This window comes from Citrobacter sp. MNAZ 1397 (assembly GCF_023613995.1).
Lineage (GTDB): Bacteria > Pseudomonadota > Gammaproteobacteria > Enterobacterales > Enterobacteriaceae > Phytobacter > Phytobacter ursingii.
Genome location: NZ_JAKIVH010000002.1, coordinates 263668 through 288455 on the forward strand (window position 1 = coordinate 263668; position 24788 = coordinate 288455).

A 24788-nucleotide genomic window follows, 5' to 3' on the forward strand; every position below is an offset into this window, starting at 1 on the left:
CATCCAGCTAATTCAGTCGACTCATTCAGAGAATAGAAGCGGTATTATTTTTATTTCTGCGCCTTTTAGCAGAAGCGTGCTCCGGATTGAAATTTGCTGTTTTTAATTGGTACTTAATAGTGAGCGGAAAGGGATTGCTGAATTGAACGGATCATGGATTCTTTAGCGGTATGCAGATGGTTGCGCAACGCGCACGTGGCATCGAGGTCGCTGCGGCACAGCAGGGCGCTGAGAATGGTCATATGTTCATCAATGGCGATAATATTACGCTGTTTCAGGTCACTTTCATCCCACTGATAATGGAAATGGAATATAACAGAGATAATTTCAAGCGATTGATTGAAAAAGATATTATCAGCGGCGGAAAGCAATAGCGCGTGGAAGTCCCGATCCAGTTGCGAAAACATGCGAAAGTTGTCGCCGATGCTATCGCGAAGCATGCGGTGGCGTTCAAGCAGCGTTCTGGCGCTCAGCCAGCGCGGGTCATCCGCAGGCAGGTTCAGGAAGTGTTGCAGGGCATGGGTTTCCAGCATTTCCCGCAGTTCAAAAAGCTGTTCAGCGTAACGTTGATCGAACTGCTTCATGCTCCACTGGCCGCGTTTTTCATTCTCAATCAGATTGTAACGCCCAAATTTGAGCAAATATTCCCGCACAACTACCGGGCTGACACCTGCCTCACGCGCCAGTTGTAGCTCGGAAAAAGATTCGCCGGCGCGCAGCTGGCGCTGGTTAATCATGGTGAAGAAGGCTTGCTCAAAAATACGGTTTTGCTCGGCCAGCGGTGCGCTGATGCAGTTGAAGCCGTCTTCCTGCGTGGGTTTGCGGACAATACACCAGGCGCCGGCAGACTTGACCAGGACTCCGCATTCGCACAGATGCGACAGCAGGTGCCGTACGGTTGTGCGGCTGATGTTATACATTTCCGCCAGCGCGTTTTGTGTGGGTAGCGGGGAGGGAATATGGCCGCGCGCTATATCGTCAATCACCTGGTTAATCACGTTATGGCGTAAATTTTGCGAACGGCTCATCGTTATCTCCTGTTTTTTATTATTAAAAACCTATTTAAAACATTTTTATGGGCTGAGTTTCACAATTCAGCGCGACGATTCCGTTTTAATTCTCCTTTTCCCCGATATCTGGTGCAACAAGAAACACGGGAGAATGAACAATGACCACAATGAATGTCCTGGTATGTCAGGAGCCAAAAGTAATGACTTGGGAAAAACGTGAAATTCCAAAGCCTGGCAATGATGAAGCGTTAATAAAATTAAAAACAGTAGGGATATGTGGGACAGATATTCATGCCTGGGGAGGTAATCAACCTTTTTTTAGTTACCCACGAGTATTAGGCCATGAAATATGTGGTGAAATTGTTGGGCTGGGGAAAAATATAAATCATTTGCATAATGGTCAGCAGGTTGTGGTTATTCCTTACGTTTCCTGCCGTAAATGTCCGGCTTGCCGTAGTGGGCGCACCAACTGCTGCGAGAACATCTCCGTGATCGGCGTACATCAGGATGGCGGTTTTAGTGAGTTTTTAAGCGTGCCGGCGAATAGCCTGCTGGTGACTGACGGGATTGATCCGTACGCTGCCGCATTGATCGAGCCTTATGCGATCAGTGCCCATGCGGTACGCCGTGCAGCGATCCTGCCGGGTGAACAGGTATTGGTCGTGGGGGCGGGGCCAATTGGCCTGGGAGCGGCGGCCATTGCTAAAGCGGACGGGGCGCAGGTCGTGGTGGCTGATACCAGCGCGGCACGTCGTGCGCATGTCGATACATTTCTGGGCTTAACGACTCTCGATCCGTCTGCTGCGGATTTTGACGCCAGTTTGCGTGCCGCTTTTGGCGGTTCGTTAGCGCAGAAGGTGATCGATGCCACGGGTAATCCGCAGGCGATGAATAACACGGTGAACCTGATTCGCCACGGCGGCAGCATCACGTTTGTCGGTTTGTTTAAAGGGAATTTGCAATTTTCCGATCCGGAATTCCACAAAAAAGAGACCACCATGATGGGGAGCCGTAACGCGACGGAGGAGGATTTTGCCAAAGTCGGGCGTTTGATGGCGGAAGGGAAGATCACGGCACAAATGATGCTGACACATCGCTACGAGTTTCACGCACTGGCGGAAATCTACGAACAGCAGGTGATCAACAATCGTGAATTAATCAAAGGAGTTATTCATTTCTGAGTGCCTTTCGGCACGCAGATGGGGTGAGTTGAGGCGGCGGCTGTCACGGGGGCATCCGCCCGCGAAAGTACCTTGCAAAGACAGGCAGCACTAACAATTGCTATTCAGCGCCCAGGCCAGTTCGGGCGCATTTTTTTATCCTGCCCTTTCAACAACTTTGATCTCTACCATCCCGATACCAAGCTTGCGCGGGGAGTGGCCGAGAATGTTCCCCTCATTGGTGGATTCGGGTTCCGGCGGCACAATCACCAGCGTATTACTGCGTGTCGGATTGTTGAAACGCAATGTGGTGGTGGAAACATCGTTGCCCAGCATCAGCGTTTGTTCCTCGTCGCCTACTCTTACCGGAATAGGGCGATTGGCGTTTGCGCCATAAGCCTTTGCAGTGATCACCAGATCAAAAGATTGTGGCAGCGGGTCGTTAAACTCTATTTCGACTTCGTTGCCGAGCTGCGCATTCGACCAGCGTCCCCAGCTTTCCGGGCGGGAAATGCCGCTGAATTTTTTCACTTCCTCTGGTGCACCCGCGACGTTGAAGACAAAGCTGTCGGCTTTGTAGCGGATGTCGTCATCGACAATTTTCAGCATATCCACATTTTGCTTGTAACGGTCGGTGCTGATGATGGTGTCTTTGAACGCCGTTTTTCCTTTCCACTGTTCTTTATCGACCGCCTGGACCTTCTGCTCACCGCCAAGCTGCCCCTGCGATACGCACCAGTCGGTGGAAAGCACCAGCTCCGGCGCCCACAGGCGGGCCATTTTGTAGCATTGATCAATCCAGACAAAGTTATCGCGTGGGGCGAAATCGGCGAGCTGGAAACGCAGCGGCGCGGAGTATTCGCTTTCCGGGATAGGCTCGATGCGTTTTGATGACACACGTACCAGCAGCGGAAGGCGGAAATTGCTGCCGGAGAAAGCAATCATCTTTTTATCGCGATCGATGGTGAAGTCCTTCATCTGTTTCGGGAAATTCCACAGGCGAATGATATCGGGCTTCCAGGCGACAATTTTCTCTTTCATATTGAGGAATTCGCCGGAAAGCGACTGCCCTGACAGGCTGCTACGCCCAAGACCGAGGTAGTTATCGCCACCGAGAATATCCAGCACCGTGGCGCCGTTATCCATGGTGCTGCGCTTCACTGCCAGCGTGTCCTGCTGTGGATCATCGCCGCGCAGAACGAAAAACAGATTCTTACGGTCCTCTTTATTCAGGTATTTCCACGCCGTATTGTTCATGGCCAGATGGTCGGAGGAGACCACAATGACCGTATCTTTAAACCAGGGTGAGGCTTTTATTTTGTTAATCAGCGCGGCGATATGCTGTTGGCTACAGGTCACGGCGCTAAACGACTGATTTGGTTTACCCTCGTAGCTATAGCTTTTACGCCCACAGGTTCGGGAGATAAAACCGTCCGGGTGGTGGGTATCGACAGTTAACGCAAATAATGAGAAACGCTGCCCGGAACGCGAAAGCGCCTCGTACTTTTTCCATACTTCATCCAGTACGGTGTCGTCGTAGAAGCCCCAGTCATTGCGGTATTTAGGGTCGTTCACTTCACCTTTTAACTCTTCTGCGCCGACCAGATGATCAAAGCCATGCGATTTAAGGAACACATCTTTACCGGCAAAACGCAGGTTTGCGCCCTGCACAAAATAGTTCTGGTAGCCGGAGTTTTTCAGGATGTCGCCAAGACAGATGTTTTGCGGGAAAAAGCTGGAAACAGACGCAGATGCGTTACCTTCAAACGGCGCAAACAGTGGGATCCCACACTGTGAGGCGACCATGCCGGCAATGGTGTAGTCCGTACCGGGCAACTGTTCCGTTTGCGAAAAATCCAGACCTTCTTCTTTTAATGCGCCCAGTTCAGGGGTCAGGCCAGGAAACGCGTCATCATCAAAATAGGTGCGTTCCAGACTCTCGCCGTAGATATAGACCAGGTTCAGCTTCGGATTCGGGATCTTTTTCGCCGGTTCACGATAATATTCTGCAAAATCAGGATCGCCTTCGCGGGATTGTGATTTAACGAGCTCAGTAATTTGATGAAATGCCGGGCTTGCGTCCACGGAGCCGAGTGCCAGCAACAGCGCCAGCAGGCTATAACCAAAGTGATAAGGGCGATGGCGACGGCGGCGCAGCACCCAGCCCAGCACGCCAAAAACCGCAGCCAGTGCGAGAACCAGGGCCGCACCTGGCAGCAGGTATTTACGCACCCCCGCGCCTGTCAGGCTATTGGTCAGCGTGTAGATAACCGCATCATTGATCCCATCGCCAGTGAAGTAGTTACTGGCGTAAAGGGTGATGTTTAACAGCACAAAGAAACCCAACACCAGCAATATTGCAGTGAACCACCAGGTATTACGGCCCGCTTTAGAGGCGTAAATCGCCACGGACGCGAGAAATAAAACAATAGAAAGTAACTCGGACAACCGTCATTCCTCTGCGACACCAGCATCCTGCTGGCAGAAATCCTTTAGGGCTACAATTTAATTGCGATGTCATGTAGCTGCAATTGTAGTGTCATCTTTATACAGATTTATTCGGAATTGGTTTAGAAAGATTTAAGTATGACCGCTGCCGCTTTCTCTATGGGGAGAGGAGGCTGGCAGGTAAACAAGGAAGGCGTCGCGCCTGCGGCCTTGGGGTGGCAAACGCGACGTTATGTGCCTCAGGAGAGAAAATTTACGCCCTGTTTCAGGACAATATCACAGGCTTTGGTTTTCACTTTCTCTGCCAGCGGCGTGCTGCCAATATTATTCAGATTGAGCTGCTCGCCGTTTTTGGTGTTTAACATCCCCTGCAGGCCTTCGAGATAGTTGGGGTCTTTCTGTTGCTCTGTCTGAGTACTCAGGCCAAGCTTATCCAGTACCTGATTTTTGATGTTATCGGTGTTAGTCAGCGAGGCGAGCTTATGTTTGGCGCAGTAAGACATTACGCCTGCTGCATTATTCATGGTGCTCGCGCTTAGTGACTGATTACCGCCATTAAGCAGGCCCGTCAGTGAAGACAGAGACATACCGCCTTGCTGCTGACCTGCACCGGAACCGCTCTGCTGACTAAGCTGACTGGCGGCACTGGAAAGATTTTCCTGCCAGGACGCGGCGTAACTCGCGTGAGTGAAAAATGCGCCGCTGGCGAAAGCGACGCAGAGGAGGTGTTTAGCAAAGGACATGGCGTAATCCTGGGGGTAGCCTGAAAGCGCACATTATACACCAGCAGGCGTCCGGATTAAGGAGGGGAAAACTCTCAATACTCTTTGCCGGTAACGCGGCTACGGTAGCTGTCCCAGTTAAAGATGACCCACAAACTGTTGCCCAGGCGCATCCTGTCCATGACGCGTTCACCCAATAGCTTATTCATCTCTTCCAGATTGCTGTTGGTGAGCATACCTGTCGGGCGTTTTGAGGAAGAACGACGATCGACAATCTGATTAATGATCACTTTTTCGTAGCGTGATTCGGTTTGCATGCCAATCTCATCGATAACCAACAGATCCACGCTGCTAAGATCGTTCAGTAGCTGTTCTTCGCTGTTATCGCGGTTACCAAAAGTCTCTTTCATGGCGGACATGATGTCAGCGACCGTGATGATCAACACGGATTTGCCATGCAGTAGCAGTTCATTGCAGATAGCGGCCGCGAGGTGGTTTTTACCGGTACCCGGTTTGCCGGAGAAGATAAAGCTGGCAATGTTTCCATCAAATTCAGCCACATACTGCCGCGCCTGGCTCAGCGCACGCATCTGGCCTTCGCATTCCACTTTGTAATTATCAAAAGAACAATTCTGGTGAAGCGGACGGATACCTGAGCGATTAAAGGTGCGCTGCATTTTCATCGCCCGATTTTCGCGGGCAATCGCGGCGGCGCGGATCTTGCCCTGCTCCTTCTGCCAGGCCATGAGTTCCTCGCCGTTTTTAAACGCGGGCTGAGTATTGGCAGGCATCATCCGTTGCAGACGTTTCATCAGTTCAGCGACGTTTTTCATCGTTATCCTCTAAAACCTGGTGGAATTTGGCTGTCAGGCTGGGAAATCGCGTTAATGTCGCGTTTCGCCGCGCCGCCCTGGTTGGCGCGATTTATCTGGATGCTTCGCGCCAATTTTTGCTGCCACTGTACATGGTGGAACACTTTCCCTTCGGCTTGCCAGTAAGCAATAAAAGCCGCCAGTTCTTCCGGCGCAACGGGCTGGTCAAGGGCGATGCCCCAAAGCGCCGCAAGACGCTGAAAATCCGCATCTGGCTGCCAGCCGGCATACATGGCAAATTTCCCCATTGGGACATTTACCAGCGTGGCGGCCGGCTCTTCGTAAAATTGATTATCCAGCGTGATATCACTGGCCGGGCGCGCCAGACGTGATTCCAGCGCCAGCAATTCTGCCAGACGTTCGGGGGTAATAGCGTAAAACGCAGGGCTGTTATTAGCAAAAACAGCGACTGCGCCCCCTTCCGTTCGTGCCAGAACGCTTTCATGATCGCGCATAAAATCATCAATGCCGATAACGGTAGAAGTCAGAATTCTGGAAGACATAGCGCGTTCTCAAACAGGGCAACAACAGAAAGACGTTCTGCGAAGATTTTCGCAGACATAATGACACATAGTAACACAGTGGAAGGCGGGGGGAGCAGAGACGAAAAAGCCGGGTTGCCCCGGCTGTGTGTTTTCCCAATGGTGCTGGCTGCCGGATCTTTGGCTAATGCCCGTCCGGCTTAGTATTACGCGATGATGTTTAACGTAACATCGACGTTGCCACGAGTGGCGTTAGAATAAGGGCAGACAATATGTGCGGCATCGACCAGTTTCTTCGCCTCTGCGGCGTCCATTCCTTCCAGGTGGATATTGAGTTTGACCTCAATCCCAAAGCCGGTCGGGAGCGGACCGATACCCACTTCTGCTTCGATAAAGGCGTCTTTTGCAATAGCGATTTTGTCGCGACCAGAGACGAACTTCATCGCACCCAGGAAACAGGCTGAATAACCTGCGGCAAACAGTTGTTCCGGGTTGGTGACTTCACCGCCTGCGCCACCCATCTCTTTCGGTAAACCCAGTTTGACGTCCAGTACCCCGTCAGAAGAGGTTGCGCGACCTTCACGGCCACCAGTGGCTTTGGCTTTGGCGGTATAAATCACTTTTTCTAAAGACATAACAGGTTCCTTTTCGTAATTATCGTTTGCTATAAAATAGCGCGCTATATATATGGGCGCATAAAACCGTCCACAGTCGGGCTTATGCTTGCTGAAACTGTTTGCGCAATACTTCGAGCTGCTGCTTTAGCTCCATCAAATGCTTGTGGTCACATTCGAACGAACACATGACCGCATTCGGTATCGCTTTTGCCTGTTGTTGCAATTCCCGACCTGCCTCGCTCAGGGTGATGACGACCTGGCGTTCATCCTGGCGGGAGCGTTGGCGAACAATGAACCCGGCGCTTTCCAGCCGCTTCAACAGCGGAGTGAGGGTTGCCGAATCCAGAAATAAGCGTTCACCAATCTCTGACACCGTGACGTCATCTTGTTCCCACAACACCAGCATCACCAGGTACTGTGGGTAGGTCAGATTCATCGGTGCCAGTAGCTGCCGATACAGCTTGTGCAGCGCCAGGTTTGTTGAGTACAACGCAAAACAAAACTGGTTATCTAACGCGAGCTGCGCATTCGCGGGCGGAGTTGATTTCGTTTTCATGTTTTTGAATATAGATAGCGCACGATTTAATTGCAAGTTATTTTTTTAGGGGCAGATATAACGCAACACAACTTGTACCGCCATTTGTCGATAGTGCTGACGCTGCTGCTGCTGATCTTCGTCCGCTTCGAAGAGCATAGAGAACGAATAACTATTGGCAACGTAATGAAAACTAAAGCTACTGATCAGCCGATGAAGATCGCGTGCGCAGACGCTTTGGTTGAATAGCAGCTTTTGCTGGCCGCGCCGCAAAATATCTTCCAGCAGCGTCAGGGCGCTGAGATTGACCTCACGCAGCCAGGTCGATTGCTGGATGAAACGGCCACGCTGCATGTTCTCCATGCAGATGATGCGAATAAAATCCGGGTGGTCGGCGTGGTAATCAAAATTACTCTCTACCAGCTGTACCAGCGCTTCGACCGGTGGCTGAGCGGCGAGTTCGAGGGATTTTTCATTGGCGCGAATGGCAGCATAAACATACTCAAGAACCTGCAGATAGAGGTTTTCTTTGGTTTTATAGTGGTACACCACCATACGCTTTGTTGTGCCGGCTTTTTCCGCGATTTGCTCCATGCGGGCGCCATTGAGCCCATATTCTGCAAACAGGGTAATTGCGCTGAGGAAAATTTTGTCCTTCACCCGGGTATCGTCAAAACTGTCCGGTGAATAAATGTCATGGTGTTCCACATCCGCTCCTGGTCAGTCACAATCGGTTCGGGGAATTATCACCATGGCAAAGAAATAACTCAAATTTCACACACGTGGGCGTTTGCGGTAAATCCACAGTCCTGGGATCGACAGGCCGATAGACAGCGCGCCGACAATCGATGACGCTTTGAGAAAATTGGTCAGCAAAAGAATCATCAGATCTTCGTTATACCCGAGATGGCTGATCTTCACGGCGGAGATCATCGCGGTATAGGCTGATATCCCAGGAAACATGGGAATCACTGCGGCAACCGTAAAGACTTTGGGATGCGCGAGATACCAGCGTGACCAGCGTATCCCAATACTGCCTACCAACATGGAGGCGATAAATGTCGACCACTCGATGTTAAAGCCCCAATAAACCATGGCGAAGCGCGTACCGTGACCGATTGCGCCCAGCAGTGCACACCAGGGCAGCGCGCGATGCGGGACATTAAACACCATTGCAAAACCCACGGCCGGGATGGCGGCCAGCACCATATCCTGGATCAGATTAAGTAAAAACCAGATTACATCCATCCGCGTAGTCCCCACATGGTCATAGCCAACACAACACCAATACAGGTGGCGAGAGTTAACAGGCTGGCGATAGCCCAGCGAGCGAGGCCTGTATTGATATGGCCTTTAAACATATCTGCGACGGCATTGATCAGCGGGAAGCCGGGGACCAGCAATAAAACACTTGCTGCCATGGCGACCGTGGAGGTATGCAGGAAAACGGGCAACGTGAGCATAAGCCCGGAAATTGTGGTTGCCACGAACGCCGTGATACAAAAATTTATTTGCGGGTGCATATGACGGTTTGCCAGCACCAGTCGGACATACATCGCCACACTGCTGGCGCAGAAGGTGATAAACGCGCCATCCCAGCCGCCATTATTCAGCCGACAAAAGCAGGCACAGGACAGGCCAACCATCAGGGTGACCAGCCAGCGCGGGTAACGCAGCGGTTTGACCTGCGAGAAGCGCTTTTCGACATCGTGAGCGTCCAACAGCCGGTGCTCCGCCATGATGACGATATGCTGTACTTCCGTCACCACATGCATGTTGATGCCGCGATCGCTGTTTTTTCGCGTCGACGTCAGACACTGACCATCTTTAATGGTCGTCAGCACAATGGCGTTTGATGAGATAGAGCTTTCGACGCTATCCATGCCCAGTGCCAGTCCCAGACGCGTGGATAATTCTTCTACCAGTGCGCTTTCTGCACCGTGTTGCAATAATAAAAGGCCGCACTGGATACACAAACGTGTAATGGCGCGTTGTGTTGACTGGTCTTCTTGCATGATAGCTCTGGTAATGTTGCACAAGGCCCACAAGGCGTGGCGCGAAAAGTAATTTTTAACACAGGAAGCCCTGTATTTGGCGTGGTGATAGATCAAGATCCGTGCAATAAATCACAAAATGGTACGGTTTTGCCGGTTACTGGCAGGATTGTGCGCCCTTACCGTAAGGGAAAGGGAAACCTACGCTGTATGAGAGGCAAAAAGACAGATTCATTTCGTCGGTGTATTTCTTTTAAATAAATATATATTTTATGATTAATTAATTTCTGTTTCTCTTTTTGTCTTTTAAAGAGTACGTACCAGGTATCATTATTGGCCTGTAAGATATATTGACACCCCATTAAGCTGTTTTTATAATCACTAATTGTTACAACCGAATATTGACAAACACTCTCGTCATATTTTCATTTGATATTTATTAATAGGTAGTTTCCGCTGACACGGTGGTTGGCGTTATTAGTAAATATTCACATTACTTATTTTATAAGGCTCGCGAATGGATGCGGAGGTTACATGTTATCGAGAAGCTGTAAATATGGAATAGTTGTCAGCAAAATTCCCGTCATGACTGTTGGTCTGGGGGATATTCTGGAGCGCCATTTCCCCGAATATGAATTAACGTATTGTCGTTCTTTAGAAGAGATAACACTATTACAGTTACGCCGCGCCTCACTGGTCATCGCTGATCTTTCGGGTGAACAGCGTCAGATGCGCAATGCCTGTGAACAATATTATTCCCTTCTTTCTCAATATACTGATATTCATTGGATATTCTTTGTTTCACGTACGATTTATCCCATGGCTGTTGAATTGCTGATGCGTCCTTGTAGCACCTTACTTTCAGACAGAGAACCGGTGGACGGTGTCATAAAGGCTATTCGTGCTGGTGATGAAAGCGCAGAAAGAATTAGTCAGACTTTATTATCAGCAGATTTTTTCGATGCAGAAGAGGCTGTTAATAAGCTGGAGTCATTAACGCTTTCTGAGCGAAAGGTATTCCGTCTGTTAGGTAAAGGGTGGGGTATTAATCAAATTGCGATGCTGCTTAAAAAAAGCAATAAAACGATTAGCGCGCAAAAAAACAGCGCCATGCGTCGACTGTCATTACGGAGCAACGCGGAAATGTACGCATGGATTAATAGCGCGCAGGGTGCTAAAGAGCTGAATCTTGTGTCGGCGTATGGAGAGCAATCAGAATGGAAATCAGTGCCGGGAAAAAACATGTTGCCATCATCGAGAGATGCATGATGAGTGAGGCTGGTCTGCGCCATTTATTCGCATCGCCAGTCATGAAATCATATCACTTTCATTTTTTTAACAGTCACAAAGCATTTGTCGAAGCGCAGAAAAAGACATTTTTCTTTTCAGTGATTTATTCGCTATCAAGTATGCGAGAACTGCGTCGGGAATGTCTGCTTTGCTTACATGCCTTGTCGCTGACAAATCCAGGCATTCAGCGGATCGTACTGGCGGATGATGACCGTGAAGCACGCCTTGTCAGTCGCCTTTCTCCGTCACGATTGCACGGGGTTTTAAGTAAATCGGCTTCATTGCCCATTTTACTTGGACACATTGGTACTCTGTTGGGGGAGACCCGCCGTGTTAACGAGAACGTGGTTAATCACTGGTATGTCAGCCAAAATCGCACGTTGAGTCCGACCGAGCGCGCCATTTTGCAATGCATGACGCGTGGCCTGTCGATGCCAGAGATCGCTGTACAACTGGAACGTAACATCAAGACTATCCGGGCGCATAAATTTAACGCCATGGCTAAGTTAGGGGTGAATTCTGATGTAGGACTGCTGAATGCAGCAGATATTTTAACCTGGGTTCCTGCGGCTGCCGCATTGAAAGGGCCCCAATCTGCAGCATAGTCAGCATATTAAGTGCCAGGTTAACCCCCTGGCACTGTTCCGGTTACTCACAAACATCAATCCATTTTGCGTCCGTTAATTGCGCCATGCGTTCCGGGGAAATACGCACTGCGCTATGGATTGCACCCGCGGCCGGGAGGACTTCTGCGTAGTGTTTCAATGAAACATCACAATAAACGGCCAACGGGTTTTCCAGCCCGAACGGGCAGACACCGCCAACCGGATGACCGGTAAGAGTCACCACTTCATCGCTGCTGAGCATTCTCGCTTTTGCGCCGAAAGTGGACTTTAGCTTTTTATTATCCAGACGGGCATCGCCTTTCGCGACAACGAGCACCACGTCGTTTTTGATTTTGAGAGATAACGTTTTGGCTATCTGACCGGGTTCAACATTATGGGCGGCAGCAGCCAGTGCGACGGTTGCGGTACTTTGGTTGAGCTCGATGATGTCAATATCGGGGGCGTGTTCGGCAAAAAATTGCCTGACAGACTGCAAACTCATTTTCTTCTCCTGAACATAACCTTCAATAATCTGTCACAACCCTGTGAACCCTGTAAATATCTTGTCAAAACAATCCCGTTACCACGCGTTTCACGATCACCTTCACAATCGCGGAAACCGGTTACAGTAACCGGTTGCAGTGTTTTTCATCGGGGTTAATACTGATTTTGTCACTTCCTCTGTCCCGATAATCAATAAGAGCCGTCTATGAAACGTATCCTGCTTCGCTGTAATGCTGGTTCGTTAACCAGCATGGTCTTAAACCCTAAAAATGGATTGCTGCACGGCAGAACATTCGCTGTTGCGCTGAATTATATAGACTGACAGGAGAGCCGCTATGTCTGCCAATCATGCATTGTTTAACGTGATTTTTCGCTTCATCGAAAACTACGTCAGCCCTATAGCCGGGCGAATTTCTTCCCAGCGTCATGTCATGGCCATCCGTGATGGTTTCATTTCTGCCATGCCGTTTATGATAGTCGGTTCATTCCTGTTGGTCTTCGCCTACCCGCCATTTTCGCCGGACACGACGTGGGGCTTCGCGCGTGCGTGGCTCGATCTGGCAAAGCAGTATGAAGGTCGTATTTTGACGCCGTTCGATATGACGATGGGCATTATGTCTATCTACATCTGCGCGGCTATCGCCTATAACCTGGGCAAGCATTATGTGAAGTCACATCAGCTCGATCCCTTTATGTGTGCCATGCTGTCGCTGATGGCCTTTTTACTGGTTGCGGCTCCCAAAACGAATGGTACATTGCCGGTAGATAGCCTTGGAGGAACCGGGATTTTTACCGCGATACTGGTTGCCGTGTACTGTGTGGAGATGATGCGTTTCCTCAAGGCGCACAATATCGGCATCCGCTTGCCTGACCAGGTGCCGCCGATGATTAAAAACTCATTTGACCTGCTGATTCCGGTGCTGGTGGTTGTGCTGACCCTCTATCCGTTGAGCCTCCTTATTCAGTCGCAATTCAATGTATTGATTCCGCAAGCTATTATGGCGCTCTTCAAACCGCTGGTCTCGGCTGCGGATTCGCTGCCTGCGATTTTACTGGCGGTACTGATCGGACATTTACTGTGGTTTGCCGGGATTCATGGGGCGGCGATTGTATCTGGTATGCTGCAAATGTTCTGGCTGACTAACCTTGGGCTGAACCAGACGGCGCTGGCACAGGGTGCGCCGTTGCCGCATATCTTTATGGAGGCCTTCTGGACGTTCTTTATCGTTATTGGCGGGTCCGGTGCGACTATGGGGCTGGTGTTCTGCTATCTGCGCAGTCGCTCGGTGCATTTACGCTCTATCGGTCGTTTAAGCATTGTCCCCAGCATGTTCAATATTAATGAGCCGGTTATTTTTGGTACGCCGATCGTTATGAATCCGGTGTTCTTTATTCCTTTCCTGCTGGCACCGTTAGTTAATGCCATTATTGCCTGGGCGGCGATGAAAATGGATTTGATTGGTCGCGTGATTTCTGTTGTTCCGTGGACCGCTCCTGCACCTATTGGCGGGGCGTGGGCGCTCGGCTGGGATTTCCGTGCCGCGATTCTTGTCGTGATCCTCGCTGTTATCTCCGCCATCATCTACTACCCGTTCTTTAAAGTGTATGAGAAACAGTTACTGGAACAGGAAGCGGAAGAGGCGCAACGCGCAGAAGAAAATCAGCAAGTGGCCTAAATAAATGCAAAAAGGCAACGAAAGTTGCCTTTTTAAGTATTTACTCCCTCTCCCTGTGGGCAGAGGAATCCCCGGTCATATTCCGTTTTACAGCGATAACACCGCCTAATGAGAATAAAACAGTGACAACGATGACAGGGGCCGGCTGAAAATGGATGAGGCGTTGACGGCTGACCGGGAGCCGGGGTGAGGGCATAAAGACGCATCGCTTCACAAGTGTGAGGGTATCTGGTCGCATGACGCTATTTTTTTAGTGTGCAGTCTCCGCACTGCTGAACATCTGGCAAGCGATATCGCTGGCAGCAGGTCCGCCTGACCAGCACGCCATCACGATTGACAACAGTCCGCCACAAAGGGTTGTCGTTGCCGTTTGAGAGCGTTTTCTCGAAGAAACAGAACTGGCGCAGTGCGGCGACACGCTCATCACCCAGCAAAGGCTTCATTTCGCCCAGACACCAGTTAATCAGATAACCCGTATTGCTCCAGATAAGCTTACCGTTGATCTCGCCTGTAGCCTCCAGTGCCGCGACGACAGGGGACATCGCCCGGATGATTAATGCCTCAATGCGCGGGATATCGCCCTGGGTTGTCAGCGCCTCATCCTGCTCAACATCCATCCAGAAGCAGGCGGCGCGGCCGGTTTCATGAAACTCGACGTGCAGGTGTTCAGGTGAAAGATCGACGGCGATTTTTTGCGTTAATAAGGCCACCAGTAGCGGCGGCACCATCAGGCCGAGGTACCACTGTGCCCATAATGACAACAATGGTTTGCCTTCCTGCGACAGCGTTGGCTGCTTTAGATAGATATGCTTTGCGTAAGTGGTCCGTAGTGACTGCAAACGGTCTGGTCGCGCCCATTGCATCAGGGTTAGCGTCTGTTGTGGCGGAAGCTCGTTCAGCTTGATGAAATCGAGAAGATGAGGGCGCAGACGGGCAAGGATGTCGCGCACATCATTCGCCAGAGTGTCACTCTCAGTGAAGAGTCTCGCCCGACGGATCACAAATTCATTAACGGGTACGCAACGATAAGCCATAGTGTCAGAAAGATAGAAATCTAAATGATAATGATTTCCAATCCTAGCGAGAGGCCAGATCTATAGCAAGATGTTTATCGTAAAGTCAGTCTGGACAGGTCGAATCAGGCGACCTGCAAGTCACTGCTGACGAGAATACTGTTCCGTCCCTGATGTTTCGCTTCGTACAACGCTTTATCTGCTTTATCGAGCGCGTCATCGATGTCGCCATCTTCCAGCGGCGCAATGCCAATACTCACCGTGACGTTGGTCGCTACACTCTCATTAAACATATGCGGGATTTTCAGGTCGTAAACGTGTTGACGAATCCGCTCCGCCGCAAGGCGAGCACGTTCCAGGTCGACACTGTTTAATAAGATCAGAAACTCTTCACCACCAAAGCGGGCGACAATATCTCTGGAGCGCACGGCATTACGAATGGCGGCAGAAACGCGAATTAATGCCTGGTCGCCCATCATATGACCGTAGTGATCGTTATAAGCTTTGAAGTGGTCGATATCCAGCAGTAACACGAAACGGGTACCGTCATCGAGCGCCAGCAGATTGTCGAGCTTGTTTTGCAGGCCACGCCGGTTGTAGAGCCCCGTGAGCGGATCCAGCATACTTAGATCATTCAGCGTTTTACGCTCTTGCATCAGACGATACATCAGAGCCTGTGAGAAATTATCATTGCGCTTTTGAATCACATGCTGAATAGCAATTCCGATCATGGGGAGTGCAAACGCGTAGATAATCCGCAATGTTATTTCACCGCTGCTTAACCAAAAACACCCCATGAAGGCAGGCGAAGAGTGCAGCATAAATGCAATGATATTATTAGAGAAAGCGAGCGAACCAATAAATAAAACACTTAATAGGGCGATAAGGAGATAGGTTGAATCATTATCTCTTAATTCCGTGGATTTAATAATGATATGCCATGCCCACATACAGCCAAATAAAAATGAGATCAGCGTTATATTTATTTTCTTTTTTGGAAACTTCCAGTGCCAGAGCAAGCCCGCCAGGCTTGACACCAGGATCAGGCATACGGGCAAGGTAAACGCACGCAGATTATAAAGTGGCAGTGCGATAGAAAAAAGGGCTGAGATGGTATTCAGTAACAAAAAGAGTCGCACAGATAAGCGATATTTCTTGTTACAAAGGGATTGCCAGGAGTGTGGTGTCATATTTAAAAAAAGTCGTTATTAATCTGCAATATGAAAATGAACTGGTTGCCAACGTGAAAAATAACGCGAAGAAAGAGTACCGCGAAAAAACGCAATTTTTAAGATTTAATTAAGTGGTGCTTAATTTATCACCTTCGCGAATCCCTGTCACCAGAAGATGCGTAAAGTTCATACCGATTCGCTAAGGTGTGCTGACAGATGAGAAACTTTATCATATGATATTGGTTATCATTATCGTTGTGAGAGTCTAAAGCATGTTGCAACGCACACTGGGGAGTGGATGGGCTATCTTGCTGTCCGGATTAATCGTCGCGATGATGGCCTTTGCGGATCTCTCCGCAGGCGCCTGGCGCTCGGTGATTGTCATTGGTTTGTTGCTCACGCCCGCGATGCTCTATCACAAAAGGTTACGTCATTTTGTTCTACTGCCGTCAGGGATTGCGCTTGTCGGGGGAATAATGCTGGTAATGCTGAATTTGAAGCTGATGGTGTAATACAGAGGTCATACAGGGGGAATAAGATATTTGGTGCGAGGGGGGGGACTCGAACCCCCACATCCAAAGGACACTAACACCTGAAGCTAGCGCGTCTACCAATTCCGCCACCTTCGCACATCTATCTTAATGGTCTTGATATCGCCTCGTTGGTGCGAGGGGGGGGACTCGAACCCCCACATCCAAAGGACACTAACACCTGAAGCTAGCGCGTCTACCAATTCCGCCACCTTCGCCCGGTGAGAGCAATATCAACGTGGATTATGGTGCGAGGGGGGGGACTCGAACCCCCACATCCAAAGGACACTAACACCTGAAGCTAGCGCGTCTACCAATTCCGCCACCTTCGCATACCATCGATACCCAATAAGTATCGTTACCACGGAGGCGCATTCTAGATGTTTTCCAGGTTTCGTCAATAGTTAATTGCATGTCGATTTTATAACTGCTTTAAAAACCAACACCTGGAATTTGCTGCGGAATTACCCGGTAACGAAATGCTACCGGGGAGCAGATATTAGCGTTTCGCCTGACGAGTCATCACTGTGCGGTAGACTTTAAAACGTCCGGTTTGCGCGATCACTTCGTGGAAACCAAAGGTCTCGTCCAGCACTGCCGGGTAGGGCAGAAAGGCGTTAGCGACGATACGCAACTCGCCGCCGCTGTTCAGATGCCGCACTGCGCCGCGGATCAGCGTTTGCGCGGCTTCCAGGCTTGTTTGCAGGCCATCATGGAACGGCGGGTTTGAGATAATCATATCGAAACGGCCGGTCACCTCAGAGAAGACATTGCTGGCAAATACGTCACCTTCAAAGCCATTCGCCGCAAGGGTTGCGCGGCTGGCTTCAATGGCTGGCGCAGAGACATCACACAGGGTGAGCCGTACTTTCGGCGAGTGGCTGGCCAGCACGGCTGCAAGTACGCCAGCGCCACAGCCGACATCCAGCACCTTTCCTTTAGTATGCGGCGTCAGCGTGGAGAGCAATAACTGACTACCGACATCCAGACCGTCACGGCTAAATACGCCCGGCAGCGTTTTAATAGCCAGCCCATCCAGTTGATATTCATCCCAGAATGCCTGAGCATCAAACGTTGGCTGTTTTTCCAGACGTCCATGATAAAGCCCGCAGCGACGCGCGCTGTCGACTTTATTCAGCGGCGCAAACTCCGCCAGCATTTGTTCAGCGCTGCGAACGCCGCTGCGGTTTTCACCCACTACAAAAATATCCGTGCCAACCGGCAGCAGCGACAGCAGGTTCATTAACTGAAACTGTGCTTCCGGCTTATTCTTCGGCCAGTAATAAATGAGCGTATCGCTCTCGCCAGTGGCAGCCTCGTCAAGGGTCAGCCCGAAAACGGCCTTGTCGCCCATCTGACGGCTGAGTGTCTGCCACTGATGGTATTGTTGTGTCCAGGCGCGGCTTTCAACCGACTCCAGCCTTGCAGGCAGGTCATCCTGTAAATCACCGGCAAAAAGAATGCGGCTCTGTTCGAAATCGTCACTGTGGCGCAGCAAGACTTCACTTGCCGGAGTTAAAGCAGACATGAATGGTTGGTTCCTCATTAAACTTAGGCGGGGATTATACACGTTATCCTCTATGCTGCCTCTTTGTTGGCTGCGACTTTATCCATCAATGCCCCTTATCTACTGGATGGCGAAAATTCGTCGGGTTTGTTATATTTGCGCGCCTGACAGACAGGAGTGTTTCGCTATGACTTCCCGACGCGACTGGCAATTACAGCAACTGGGCATCACCCAGTGGTCCCTGCGCCGTCCGGCGGCGCTGCAAGGGGAAATCGCCATTTCCCTGCCCGCGCACATCCGGTTAGTGATGGTGGCTTCTGATCTTCCCGCACTCACTGAGCCGCTCGTCGGCGATGTACTGCGTGCGCTTGCCGTCAGTCCGGACCAGGTTTTACAACTCACCCCTGACAGGGTAGAGATGTTACCGCCGGGCAGCACCTGCAACAGCTGGCGGCTGGGCATTGAATCGCCCGTCGCACTCAAGGGGGCGCAGGTAGCAACGCCTGGCCTCAATGAACTACGGGGCAACCCTGCGGCACGCGCCGCGCTATGGCGACAAATTTGCAATTATGAACACGATTTCTTCCCTCACAACGACTGATTTAGCCCGCGCTTACGAGATCGAAACCCGGGCGCACGCGTTTCCCTGGAGTGAGAAGACCTTCGCCAGTAACCAGGGCGAGCGCTACCTTAATTACCGTTTACGGGTGGGTGACGTGATGGCGGCCTTTGCCATTACGCAGGTGGTGCTGGATGAAGCCACCCTCTTTAATATTGCCGTTGATCCCGCCTGGCAACGTCAGGGGCTGGGACGTCAGCTGCTTGAGCATCTGATAGGCGAACTCGAAAAACGTGGCGTGTTGACGCTGTGGCTGGAAGTGCGGGCCTCCAATACCGCCGCCATCGCGTTGTATGAAAGCCTGGGATTTAATGAAGCGACGATTCGCCGTAACTATTACCCCACAGCGCAAGGACGTGAAGACGCCATCATCATGGCGCTGCCACTTTAATAAATGAAAGGTGATGTAATGAAATGGGACTGGATCTTTTTTGACGCCGACGAAACGCTGTTTACTTTTGATTCGTTTGGTGGCCTGCAGCGAATGTTTCTGGATTACAGCGTGACATTTACTGCCGAAGATTTTAAAGATTATCAGGCCATTAACAAACCGTTGTGGGTGGAATACCAGAATGGTGCCATCACCGCACTACAATTACAGCATCAGCGCTTTCAGGGATGGGCGGAGCGCCTGCGCGTTGCGCCTGGCGATCTGAATAACGCGTTTCTCAATGCGATGGCAGAGATTTGCGCGCCTCTGCCGGGTGCGGTGTCGCTCTTATCGGCATTAAAAGGAAAGGTGAAGCTGGGCATTATTACCAACGGCTTTACCGCGTTGCAGCAGACGCGTCTGGAACGTACTGGTTTTCGCGACTACTTTGACTTGCTGGTGATTTCTGAACAGGTCGGCGTGGCTAAGCCCGATCCGCGTATTTTCGATTATGCGCTGGAACAGGCACAAAACCCGGACCGCTCACGGGTGTTGATGGTTGGCGATACCGCTGAATCGGATATCCTGGGTGGCATAAACGCGGGGCTTTCCACCTGCTGGCTGAATGCTAACGGTCGCGCATTGCCCGAGGGAATCAACCCGACCTGGACCGTGACATCGTTAACCGAACTGGAGCAACTCCTGTGTAAACATTCATTGTCTGCACTCAGCCGTTGAGTACAATAGCCGCATTTTTCGAATTTCATAGCGTGGCCGAGGCCGCGCATTTTCACAGAAGAATTTTACTATGACGTTGTCTCCTTATTTACAAGAGGTGTCGAAGCGACGCACGTTCGCCATCATCTCGCACCCCGATGCCGGTAAAACCACGATCACAGAAAAGGTGTTGTTGTTCGGACAGGCTATCCAGACCGCCGGTACGGTTAAAGGCCGGGGCTCTAATCAGCATGCAAAATCTGACTGGATGGAGATGGAAAAGCAGCGTGGTATCTCTATTACCACCTCTGTGATGCAGTTCCCTTACCACCACTGTCTGGTTAACCTGCTTGATACCCCCGGGCACGAAGACTTCTCTGAAGATACCTACCGTACGTTGACGGCGGTTGACTGTTGTCTGATGGTTATCGATGCCGCAAAAGGCGTTGAGGACAGGACCCGCAAGCTGATGGAAGTTACCCGCCTGCGCGATACGCCGATCATCACTTTTATGAACAAACTCGACCGTGACATCCGCGACCCGATGGAATTGCTGGATGAAGTGGAAAACGAGCTGAAAATCGGCTGCGCGCCGATCACCTGGCCGATTGGCTGCGGTAAGTTGTTCAAAGGCGTTTACCACCTTTATAAAGATGAAACCTATCTCTACCAGACCGGCAAAGGCCATACGATCCAGGAAGTACGCATTGTTAAAGGGCTCAATAGCCCGGATCTCGACGTCGCGGTCGGTGAAGATCTGGCTCAGCAGTTACGTGACGAGCTTGAATTAGTGAAAGGTGCCTCTAACGAGTTCGATAAAGAACTGTTCCTGGCAGGTGAAATCACGCCGGTCTTCTTTGGTACCGCACTGGGTAACTTTGGCGTTGATCATATGCTGGATGGCCTGGTGGAATGGGCGCCCGCGCCGATGCCGCGTCAAACAGACACCCGTGAAGTGGAAGCTGCGGAAGAGAAATTCTCCGGCTTCGTCTTTAAAATTCAGGCCAACATGGACCCGAAACATCGCGACCGCGTGGCTTTCCTGCGCGTGGTGTCGGGTAAATATGAAAAGGGCATGAAGCTTCGCCAGGTGCGTCTTGGCAAAGACGTGGTGATTTCTGATGCGTTGACCTTTATGGCAGGCGATCGCTCACACGTTGAAGAGGCTTACCCGGGCGATATCATCGGTCTGCACAACCACGGCACGATTCAGATTGGCGACACCTTCACCCAGGGTGAAATGATGAAGTTCACCGGCATTCCGAACTTCGCACCGGAGCTGTTCCGCCGCATCCGCCTGAAAGATCCACTGAAGCAGAAACAGCTGCTCAAAGGGCTGGTTCAGTTGTCAGAAGAAGGTGCGGTTCAGGTCTTCCGCCCCATCGCTAACAACGATCTGATCGTGGGTGCAGTAGGTGTGCTGCAGTTCGATGTAGTCGTTTCGCGTCTTAAGAGCGAATACAACGTGGAAGCGGTCTATGAGTCCGTTAACGTCGCTACCGCCCGTTGGGTGGAATGCAGCGATGTGAAGAAATTTGAAGAGTTCAAACGTAAAAACGAAGTACAGCTGGCGCTCGATGGCGGCGATAACCTGACGTATATTGCCCCAACGATGGTCAACCTGAACCTGGCGCGTGAGCGTTACCCGGATGTTCAGTTCCACCAGACCCGCGAACACTAATCTTCTCTACGGAGCGCGGCAGACGTCGTGCTCCGTCACTTTACCTGTCTTTTTAGCCTCTTGCGGAAAGTTCTTAAATAGCCGCATTTCCCTCTTCTATGGTTACTTTTTAACCGCTTTCGCAAGCGTTTCTGCGATTGTGTTCTATATTTAACAAAGTAATGACATTCTTGCTGGGTATAAATCCTATTCAATGCGTGTTTAGTGGTTTTTTATCCAGAAAATAATGCATTGCATAATATTAATTACTGACTTAAGTCTAATGAATGAGTGTTATTTACTTAACTCATTGATTTGTCAGACTGGTGATTCACCACAGCAGGAAAAGCGGCCTTCATTGCTGCTTACGGCCCAAATTGTGGGCAAACCAACAGGATATAGATCGATGACGATGACAAGACTGAAGATTTCGAAAACTCTGCTGGCTGTCGTGCTGGGAACAACTCTGGCAAGTGGTTCCGCAATGGCGGCAAACACGACGACCGATAAAGCGCAAAACGCGGCCGATAACGCAGGGCAAAAAATCGATAGCTCTATGAATAAAGTCGGTAATTTCATGGATGACAGCGCTATTACGGCGAAAGTCAAAGCTGCGCTGGTCGATCACGAAGATATCAAGAGCACCGATATCTCCGTAAAAACTGAGAAAAAAGTGGTGACGTTAAGTGGCTTCGTTGAAAGCCAGGCACAGGCAGAACAGGCGGTAACTGTCGCGAAAGGGGTAGAAGGCGTTGCGTCAGTCAGCGACAAACTCCATGTTCGTGACGGTAAAAACACGTCTGCGAAAGGCTATGCCGGCGACACCGCGACTACCAGTGAAATCAAAGCAAAATTGCTGGCTGACGACATCGTTCCTTCCCGTAAGGTGAAAGTAGAAACGACCGATGGCGTTGTACAGCTGTCCGGTACCGTAGATTCACAGGCGCAAATTGAGCGGGCCGAAAGTATCGCTAAAGCGGTAGATGGCGTCAAAAGTGTGAAAAACGATCTGAAAGCTAAGTAACGATTCCTGAAATGTGCAATCCCGGCGTTTTGCCGGGAGTAAGTAGAACGCACCTGGGAAAATATCGCCAGTGAGCATCCTGAGCGCTCACATTAGCGGTCGACATTAACTATGGTTAAGGAGAGTCTTATGTTTCGTTGGGGCATTATATTTCTGGTTATCGCGTTAATTGCCGCCGCTCTGGGCTTTGGTGGTCTGGCGGGTACGGCAGCGGGTGCCGCGAAAATTGTCTTTATCGTCGGTATCATTCTGTTCCTCGTCAGCCTGTTTATGGGACGTAGACGTCCGTAGCGCGAGCTTCCCTCTTAAACGAATCATCAAGCCAGTCCTCGTGACTGGCTTTCATTGTTTCTGGGAGGGAAAAATTGCGTTACTTTGTTAATACCTAAAATCAAAAGGAAAGCAGGGTGGGGCAATATATTCCGGTAACGCTTGGTAACATTGCGCCATTAGCGTTAACGCCATTTCGCCCAGGCCGACTCGCTCTGGTGTGTGAGGGAGGCGGTCAGCGGGGCATTTTTACGGCCGGCGTGCTGGATGAGTTCATGCGCGCTGAATTTAACCCTTTTGACCTTTTTCTTGGCACATCCGCCGGGGCGCAAAACCTGTCAGCATACCTGTGCAATCAGCCCGGTTATGCGCGTAAGGTCATCATGCGTTACACCACCGCCCGTGAATTCTTTGATCCCGTGCGTTTCGTGCGTGGCGGCAACCTGATCGATCTGGACTGGCTTATTACTTCTACCTCGAGCCACATGCCGCTGGCGATGGACTATGCCGCGCGCGTTTTCGACTCAGGGAAAGCCTTCTATATGTGCGCCTGTCGTCAGGATGACTACACGCCGGAATATTTCTCCCCTGACAGTAGCACCTGGCTGGATATCATTCGCGCATCCAGCGCTATTCCCGGTTTCTACCGCCCGGGCGTTACCCTTAACGGCGTGAATTACCTTGATGGCGGCGTCAGCGATGCGATTCCCGTTCAGGAAGCGGCGAAACGCGGAGCGAAGACCATTGTGGTTATTCGCACCGTGCCGTCGCAAATGTATTACACCCCACAATGGTTTAAGCGGATGGAACGATGGCTGGGAGAAAGCAGCTTGCAGCCTTTCGTTAACCTTGTTCAACATCATGAGAAGACCTACTCGGCGACGCAGAAATTTATCGAAGCCCCTCCCGGTAAGTTGCGCATTTTTGAAATCTACCCGCCGAAGCTTCTGCACAGCATGGCGCTGGGAAGCCGTTTACCGGCGTTGCGCGATGATTACAAACTGGGAAGACTGTGCGGGCGTTATTTCCTGGCGACAGTGGGTAAACTGCTGGTAGAAAAACCGCCATTAATTCGCCATGTTCCGCGCGTGGCCACGACATCTGCTACCATCGTGGTGCCGCCAGCAGCCGTCGCCAACGATGCGGTCGATACGCCGCTTGTCAGCGCGGTTCAGGCCAACGATTTGCCCTTTAATAACGAGGATACTGCGTGACGTTCCGCTTTATCGACACTCACTGTCATTTCGATTTCCCCCCTTTTCAGGATGATGAATCGAACAGCATTACCCGCGCCAACGCCGTTGGGGTCGAACGGATTATCGTCCCGGCGGTTGGCGCACAGTACTTCGCTCGCGTTGTCAAACTTGCCCGGGATTATCCGGCGCTTTATGCCGCGCTGGGGCTGCATCCTATCGTCATTGAAGAGCACACACCGACGTGCGTGGAGCGCCTTGAGCAATTACTTGCCACGCGCCCGAAGAAGGTGGTGGCGGTTGGCGAAATTGGTCTGGATCTGTATCGTGACGATCCGCAATTTGAACGCCAGCAAGAGGTTCTGGACGCGCAGCTTAAGCTGGCAAAACGCTTTGACCTGCCGGTGATCCTGCATTCGCGCCGTACGCACGACAAGCTGGCGATGCATCTTAAACGACATGACCTGCCGCGAACCGGTGTGGTACATGGCTTTGCCGGTAGCCTGCAGCAGGCGGAACGTTTTATCAGCCTGGGATATAAAATTGGCGTTGGCGGTACCATTACTTACCCGCGAGCCAGCAAGACCCGCGAAGTGATGGCGCAATTGCCGCTAAACGCCCTGTTGCTGGAAACCGACGCCCCGGATATGCCATTAAACGGTTTTCAGGGCCAGCCCAATCGCCCGGAACAGGCGGCACGGGTCTTCGACACGCTTTGCGAGTTACGCCCGGAAGCACCCGATGTGATTGCCCAGGCGCTGCTCGACAATACCCACGCCACGTTTTCGCTCGCCTGAA

Annotated in this window: 27 protein-coding genes and 3 tRNA genes; 13 read left to right on the forward strand and 17 right to left on the reverse strand. The window is 51.0% G+C overall.

What is annotated here, in order from left to right:
• Positions 1-113 precede the first annotated feature (113 nt).
• Positions 114-1028, reverse strand: a complete 915-nt coding sequence (locus L2097_RS15960) for a GntR family transcriptional regulator (protein ID WP_047371952.1) — start codon at positions 1026-1028, stop codon at positions 114-116.
• A 140-nt stretch (positions 1029-1168) separates the two neighbouring features.
• On the opposite strand from L2097_RS15960, the gene L2097_RS15965 reads away from it, so the two are divergent.
• Positions 1169-2191 (forward strand): zinc-binding alcohol dehydrogenase family protein, encoded by a 1023-nt coding sequence (locus tag L2097_RS15965; protein WP_250353286.1) that lies wholly within the window; start codon positions 1169-1171, stop codon positions 2189-2191.
• A gap of 135 nt (positions 2192-2326) precedes the next feature.
• On the opposite strand, the gene opgB is transcribed toward L2097_RS15965, so the two are convergent.
• The 9 genes from opgB to L2097_RS16010 all read right to left on the reverse strand — a co-directional run bounded on the left by opgB (position 2327) and on the right by L2097_RS16010 (position 9861).
• Positions 2327-4618 (reverse strand): phosphatidylglycerol--membrane-oligosaccharide glycerophosphotransferase, encoded by a 2292-nt coding sequence (opgB, locus tag L2097_RS15970; protein WP_250353287.1) that lies wholly within the window; start codon positions 4616-4618, stop codon positions 2327-2329.
• Positions 4619-4857: 239 nt separating this feature from the next.
• On the reverse strand, positions 4858-5361 hold the full coding sequence (locus tag L2097_RS15975) for a YjjA family protein (RefSeq protein ID WP_047371949.1): 504 nt from the start codon (positions 5359-5361) through the stop codon (positions 4858-4860).
• A gap of 74 nt (positions 5362-5435) precedes the next feature.
• Positions 5436-6173, reverse strand: coding sequence for a replicative helicase loader DnaC (gene dnaC, locus L2097_RS15980; RefSeq protein ID WP_047371948.1), 738 nt, complete (start codon positions 6171-6173; stop codon positions 5436-5438).
• 2 nt (positions 6174-6175) lie between these two features.
• A complete protein-coding gene (gene dnaT, locus L2097_RS15985) occupies positions 6176-6715 on the reverse strand; it encodes a primosomal protein DnaT (protein WP_250353288.1) in 540 nt (179 codons plus the stop codon).
• A gap of 185 nt (positions 6716-6900) precedes the next feature.
• On the reverse strand, positions 6901-7329 hold the full coding sequence (locus L2097_RS15990; protein WP_039078233.1) for an organic hydroperoxide resistance protein: 429 nt from the start codon (positions 7327-7329) through the stop codon (positions 6901-6903).
• An 82-nt stretch (positions 7330-7411) separates the two neighbouring features.
• Positions 7412-7867 (reverse strand): MarR family winged helix-turn-helix transcriptional regulator, encoded by a 456-nt coding sequence (locus tag L2097_RS15995; protein WP_250353289.1) that lies wholly within the window; start codon positions 7865-7867, stop codon positions 7412-7414.
• Between the two features lie 45 nt (positions 7868-7912).
• The gene (locus L2097_RS16000; protein ID WP_250353290.1) at positions 7913-8554 is read right to left on the reverse strand and encodes a TetR family transcriptional regulator; all 642 of its coding nucleotides are present in this window, start codon (positions 8552-8554) and stop codon (positions 7913-7915) included.
• 66 nt (positions 8555-8620) lie between these two features.
• The gene (locus tag L2097_RS16005; protein WP_047371944.1) at positions 8621-9094 is read right to left on the reverse strand and encodes a threonine/serine exporter; all 474 of its coding nucleotides are present in this window, start codon (positions 9092-9094) and stop codon (positions 8621-8623) included.
• Positions 9085-9861 (reverse strand): threonine/serine exporter family protein, encoded by a 777-nt coding sequence (locus tag L2097_RS16010; protein WP_047371943.1) that lies wholly within the window; start codon positions 9859-9861, stop codon positions 9085-9087. The genes L2097_RS16005 and L2097_RS16010 overlap by 10 nt, the downstream gene beginning before the upstream one ends.
• A 513-nt stretch (positions 9862-10374) precedes the next feature.
• On the opposite strand from L2097_RS16010, the gene L2097_RS16015 reads away from it, so the two are divergent.
• Positions 10375-11109 (forward strand): helix-turn-helix transcriptional regulator, encoded by a 735-nt coding sequence (locus tag L2097_RS16015; protein ID WP_085005277.1) that lies wholly within the window; start codon positions 10375-10377, stop codon positions 11107-11109.
• On the forward strand, positions 11058-11735 hold the full coding sequence (bglJ, locus tag L2097_RS16020; protein ID WP_380081251.1) for a DNA-binding transcriptional activator BglJ: 678 nt from the start codon (positions 11058-11060) through the stop codon (positions 11733-11735). Before L2097_RS16015 ends, bglJ begins: the two co-directional genes overlap by 52 nt.
• 43 nt (positions 11736-11778) lie before the next feature.
• On the opposite strand, the gene L2097_RS16025 is transcribed toward bglJ, so the two are convergent.
• Complete coding sequence (locus L2097_RS16025; RefSeq protein WP_047371940.1) at positions 11779-12237, reverse strand: YbaK/EbsC family protein; 459 nt, start codon at positions 12235-12237, stop codon at positions 11779-11781.
• Positions 12238-12574: 337 nt separating this feature from the next.
• Between L2097_RS16025 and L2097_RS16030 the strand changes: the two genes are divergently transcribed.
• Complete coding sequence (locus L2097_RS16030; protein WP_047371939.1) at positions 12575-13915, forward strand: PTS sugar transporter subunit IIC; 1341 nt, start codon at positions 12575-12577, stop codon at positions 13913-13915.
• 242 nt (positions 13916-14157) lie between these two features.
• On the opposite strand, the gene fhuF is transcribed toward L2097_RS16030, so the two are convergent.
• Complete coding sequence (gene fhuF, locus L2097_RS16035; RefSeq protein WP_250353291.1) at positions 14158-14949, reverse strand: siderophore-iron reductase FhuF; 792 nt, start codon at positions 14947-14949, stop codon at positions 14158-14160.
• A gap of 104 nt (positions 14950-15053) precedes the next feature.
• Positions 15054-16118 carry a GGDEF domain-containing protein gene (locus tag L2097_RS16040; protein ID WP_047371937.1) on the reverse strand — a complete coding sequence of 355 codons (1065 nt, stop codon included), beginning with the start codon at positions 16116-16118 and terminating at the stop codon, positions 15054-15056.
• Positions 16119-16372: 254 nt separating this feature from the next.
• On the opposite strand from L2097_RS16040, the gene L2097_RS16045 reads away from it, so the two are divergent.
• Positions 16373-16612, forward strand: a complete 240-nt coding sequence (locus tag L2097_RS16045; protein WP_250353292.1) for a DUF1435 domain-containing protein — start codon at positions 16373-16375, stop codon at positions 16610-16612.
• Positions 16613-16643: 31 nt separating this feature from the next.
• Here the strand turns inward: L2097_RS16045 and L2097_RS16050 are convergent.
• The 4 genes from L2097_RS16050 to rsmC form a co-directional block, all read right to left on the reverse strand.
• Positions 16644-16729, reverse strand: a tRNA-Leu gene (locus L2097_RS16050).
• A gap of 33 nt (positions 16730-16762) precedes the next feature.
• Positions 16763-16848: transfer RNA gene (locus L2097_RS16055), tRNA-Leu, on the reverse strand.
• A gap of 28 nt (positions 16849-16876) precedes the next feature.
• Positions 16877-16962: transfer RNA gene (locus tag L2097_RS16060), tRNA-Leu, on the reverse strand.
• A gap of 167 nt (positions 16963-17129) precedes the next feature.
• A complete protein-coding gene (gene rsmC, locus L2097_RS16065) occupies positions 17130-18158 on the reverse strand; it encodes a 16S rRNA (guanine(1207)-N(2))-methyltransferase RsmC (RefSeq protein WP_250353293.1) in 1029 nt (342 codons plus the stop codon).
• A gap of 166 nt (positions 18159-18324) precedes the next feature.
• Between rsmC and L2097_RS16070 the strand changes: the two genes are divergently transcribed.
• From L2097_RS16070 to L2097_RS16105, 8 genes are all read left to right on the forward strand, one after another.
• Positions 18325-18738: a DNA polymerase III subunit psi gene (locus L2097_RS16070; RefSeq protein WP_047371934.1), complete on the forward strand. Its 414-nt coding sequence runs from the start codon at positions 18325-18327 to the stop codon at positions 18736-18738.
• Positions 18707-19147 carry a ribosomal protein S18-alanine N-acetyltransferase gene (gene rimI, locus L2097_RS16075; RefSeq protein WP_085005480.1) on the forward strand — a complete coding sequence of 147 codons (441 nt, stop codon included), beginning with the start codon at positions 18707-18709 and terminating at the stop codon, positions 19145-19147. Before L2097_RS16070 ends, rimI begins: the two co-directional genes overlap by 32 nt.
• A gap of 18 nt (positions 19148-19165) precedes the next feature.
• Positions 19166-19864 (forward strand): pyrimidine 5'-nucleotidase, encoded by a 699-nt coding sequence (gene yjjG, locus L2097_RS16080; RefSeq protein WP_085005481.1) that lies wholly within the window; start codon positions 19166-19168, stop codon positions 19862-19864.
• Positions 19865-19934: 70 nt separating this feature from the next.
• Complete coding sequence (gene prfC / locus L2097_RS16085; protein WP_047371931.1) at positions 19935-21524, forward strand: peptide chain release factor 3; 1590 nt, start codon at positions 19935-19937, stop codon at positions 21522-21524.
• Between the two features lie 385 nt (positions 21525-21909).
• Positions 21910-22527, forward strand: coding sequence for a molecular chaperone OsmY (gene osmY, locus L2097_RS16090; protein WP_047371930.1), 618 nt, complete (start codon positions 21910-21912; stop codon positions 22525-22527).
• Positions 22528-22656: 129 nt separating this feature from the next.
• Positions 22657-22818 carry a DUF1328 domain-containing protein gene (locus tag L2097_RS16095; protein WP_007373037.1) on the forward strand — a complete coding sequence of 54 codons (162 nt, stop codon included), beginning with the start codon at positions 22657-22659 and terminating at the stop codon, positions 22816-22818.
• A gap of 116 nt (positions 22819-22934) precedes the next feature.
• Complete coding sequence (locus L2097_RS16100; protein WP_047371929.1) at positions 22935-24011, forward strand: patatin-like phospholipase family protein; 1077 nt, start codon at positions 22935-22937, stop codon at positions 24009-24011.
• Positions 24008-24787, forward strand: coding sequence for a metal-dependent hydrolase (locus L2097_RS16105; RefSeq protein WP_250353294.1), 780 nt, complete (start codon positions 24008-24010; stop codon positions 24785-24787). The genes L2097_RS16100 and L2097_RS16105 overlap by 4 nt, the downstream gene beginning before the upstream one ends.
• Position 24788 lies beyond the last annotated feature (1 nt).

What these genes read in the sequence shown, in the direction of transcription:
- L2097_RS15960 (WP_047371952.1), bottom strand. Translation starts at nt 1,028, where the DNA reads ATGAGCCGTTCGCAAAATTTACGCCATAACGTGATTAACCAGGTGATT.
- L2097_RS15965 (WP_250353286.1), top strand. Translation starts at nt 1,169, where the DNA reads ATGACCACAATGAATGTCCTGGTATGTCAGGAGCCAAAAGTAATGACT.
- L2097_RS15975 (WP_047371949.1), bottom strand. Translation starts at nt 5,361, where the DNA reads ATGTCCTTTGCTAAACACCTCCTCTGCGTCGCTTTCGCCAGCGGCGCA.
- dnaC (WP_047371948.1), bottom strand. Translation starts at nt 6,173, where the DNA reads ATGAAAAACGTCGCTGAACTGATGAAACGTCTGCAACGGATGATGCCT.
- dnaT (WP_250353288.1), bottom strand. Translation starts at nt 6,715, where the DNA reads ATGTCTTCCAGAATTCTGACTTCTACCGTTATCGGCATTGATGATTTT.
- L2097_RS15990 (WP_039078233.1), bottom strand. Translation starts at nt 7,329, where the DNA reads ATGTCTTTAGAAAAAGTGATTTATACCGCCAAAGCCAAAGCCACTGGT.
- L2097_RS15995 (WP_250353289.1), bottom strand. Translation starts at nt 7,867, where the DNA reads ATGAAAACGAAATCAACTCCGCCCGCGAATGCGCAGCTCGCGTTAGAT.
- L2097_RS16005 (WP_047371944.1), bottom strand. Translation starts at nt 9,094, where the DNA reads ATGGATGTAATCTGGTTTTTACTTAATCTGATCCAGGATATGGTGCTG.
- L2097_RS16010 (WP_047371943.1), bottom strand. Translation starts at nt 9,861, where the DNA reads ATGCAAGAAGACCAGTCAACACAACGCGCCATTACACGTTTGTGTATC.
- L2097_RS16015 (WP_085005277.1), top strand. Translation starts at nt 10,375, where the DNA reads ATGTTATCGAGAAGCTGTAAATATGGAATAGTTGTCAGCAAAATTCCC.
- bglJ (WP_380081251.1), top strand. Translation starts at nt 11,058, where the DNA reads ATGGAAATCAGTGCCGGGAAAAAACATGTTGCCATCATCGAGAGATGC.
- L2097_RS16025 (WP_047371940.1), bottom strand. Translation starts at nt 12,237, where the DNA reads ATGAGTTTGCAGTCTGTCAGGCAATTTTTTGCCGAACACGCCCCCGAT.
- L2097_RS16030 (WP_047371939.1), top strand. Translation starts at nt 12,575, where the DNA reads ATGTCTGCCAATCATGCATTGTTTAACGTGATTTTTCGCTTCATCGAA.
- fhuF (WP_250353291.1), bottom strand. Translation starts at nt 14,949, where the DNA reads ATGGCTTATCGTTGCGTACCCGTTAATGAATTTGTGATCCGTCGGGCG.
- L2097_RS16040 (WP_047371937.1), bottom strand. Translation starts at nt 16,118, where the DNA reads ATGACACCACACTCCTGGCAATCCCTTTGTAACAAGAAATATCGCTTA.
- L2097_RS16045 (WP_250353292.1), top strand. Translation starts at nt 16,373, where the DNA reads ATGTTGCAACGCACACTGGGGAGTGGATGGGCTATCTTGCTGTCCGGA.
- rsmC (WP_250353293.1), bottom strand. Translation starts at nt 18,158, where the DNA reads ATGTCTGCTTTAACTCCGGCAAGTGAAGTCTTGCTGCGCCACAGTGAC.
- L2097_RS16070 (WP_047371934.1), top strand. Translation starts at nt 18,325, where the DNA reads ATGACTTCCCGACGCGACTGGCAATTACAGCAACTGGGCATCACCCAG.
- rimI (WP_085005480.1), top strand. Translation starts at nt 18,707, where the DNA reads ATGAACACGATTTCTTCCCTCACAACGACTGATTTAGCCCGCGCTTAC.
- yjjG (WP_085005481.1), top strand. Translation starts at nt 19,166, where the DNA reads ATGAAATGGGACTGGATCTTTTTTGACGCCGACGAAACGCTGTTTACT.
- prfC (WP_047371931.1), top strand. Translation starts at nt 19,935, where the DNA reads ATGACGTTGTCTCCTTATTTACAAGAGGTGTCGAAGCGACGCACGTTC.
- osmY (WP_047371930.1), top strand. Translation starts at nt 21,910, where the DNA reads ATGACGATGACAAGACTGAAGATTTCGAAAACTCTGCTGGCTGTCGTG.
- L2097_RS16095 (WP_007373037.1), top strand. Translation starts at nt 22,657, where the DNA reads ATGTTTCGTTGGGGCATTATATTTCTGGTTATCGCGTTAATTGCCGCC.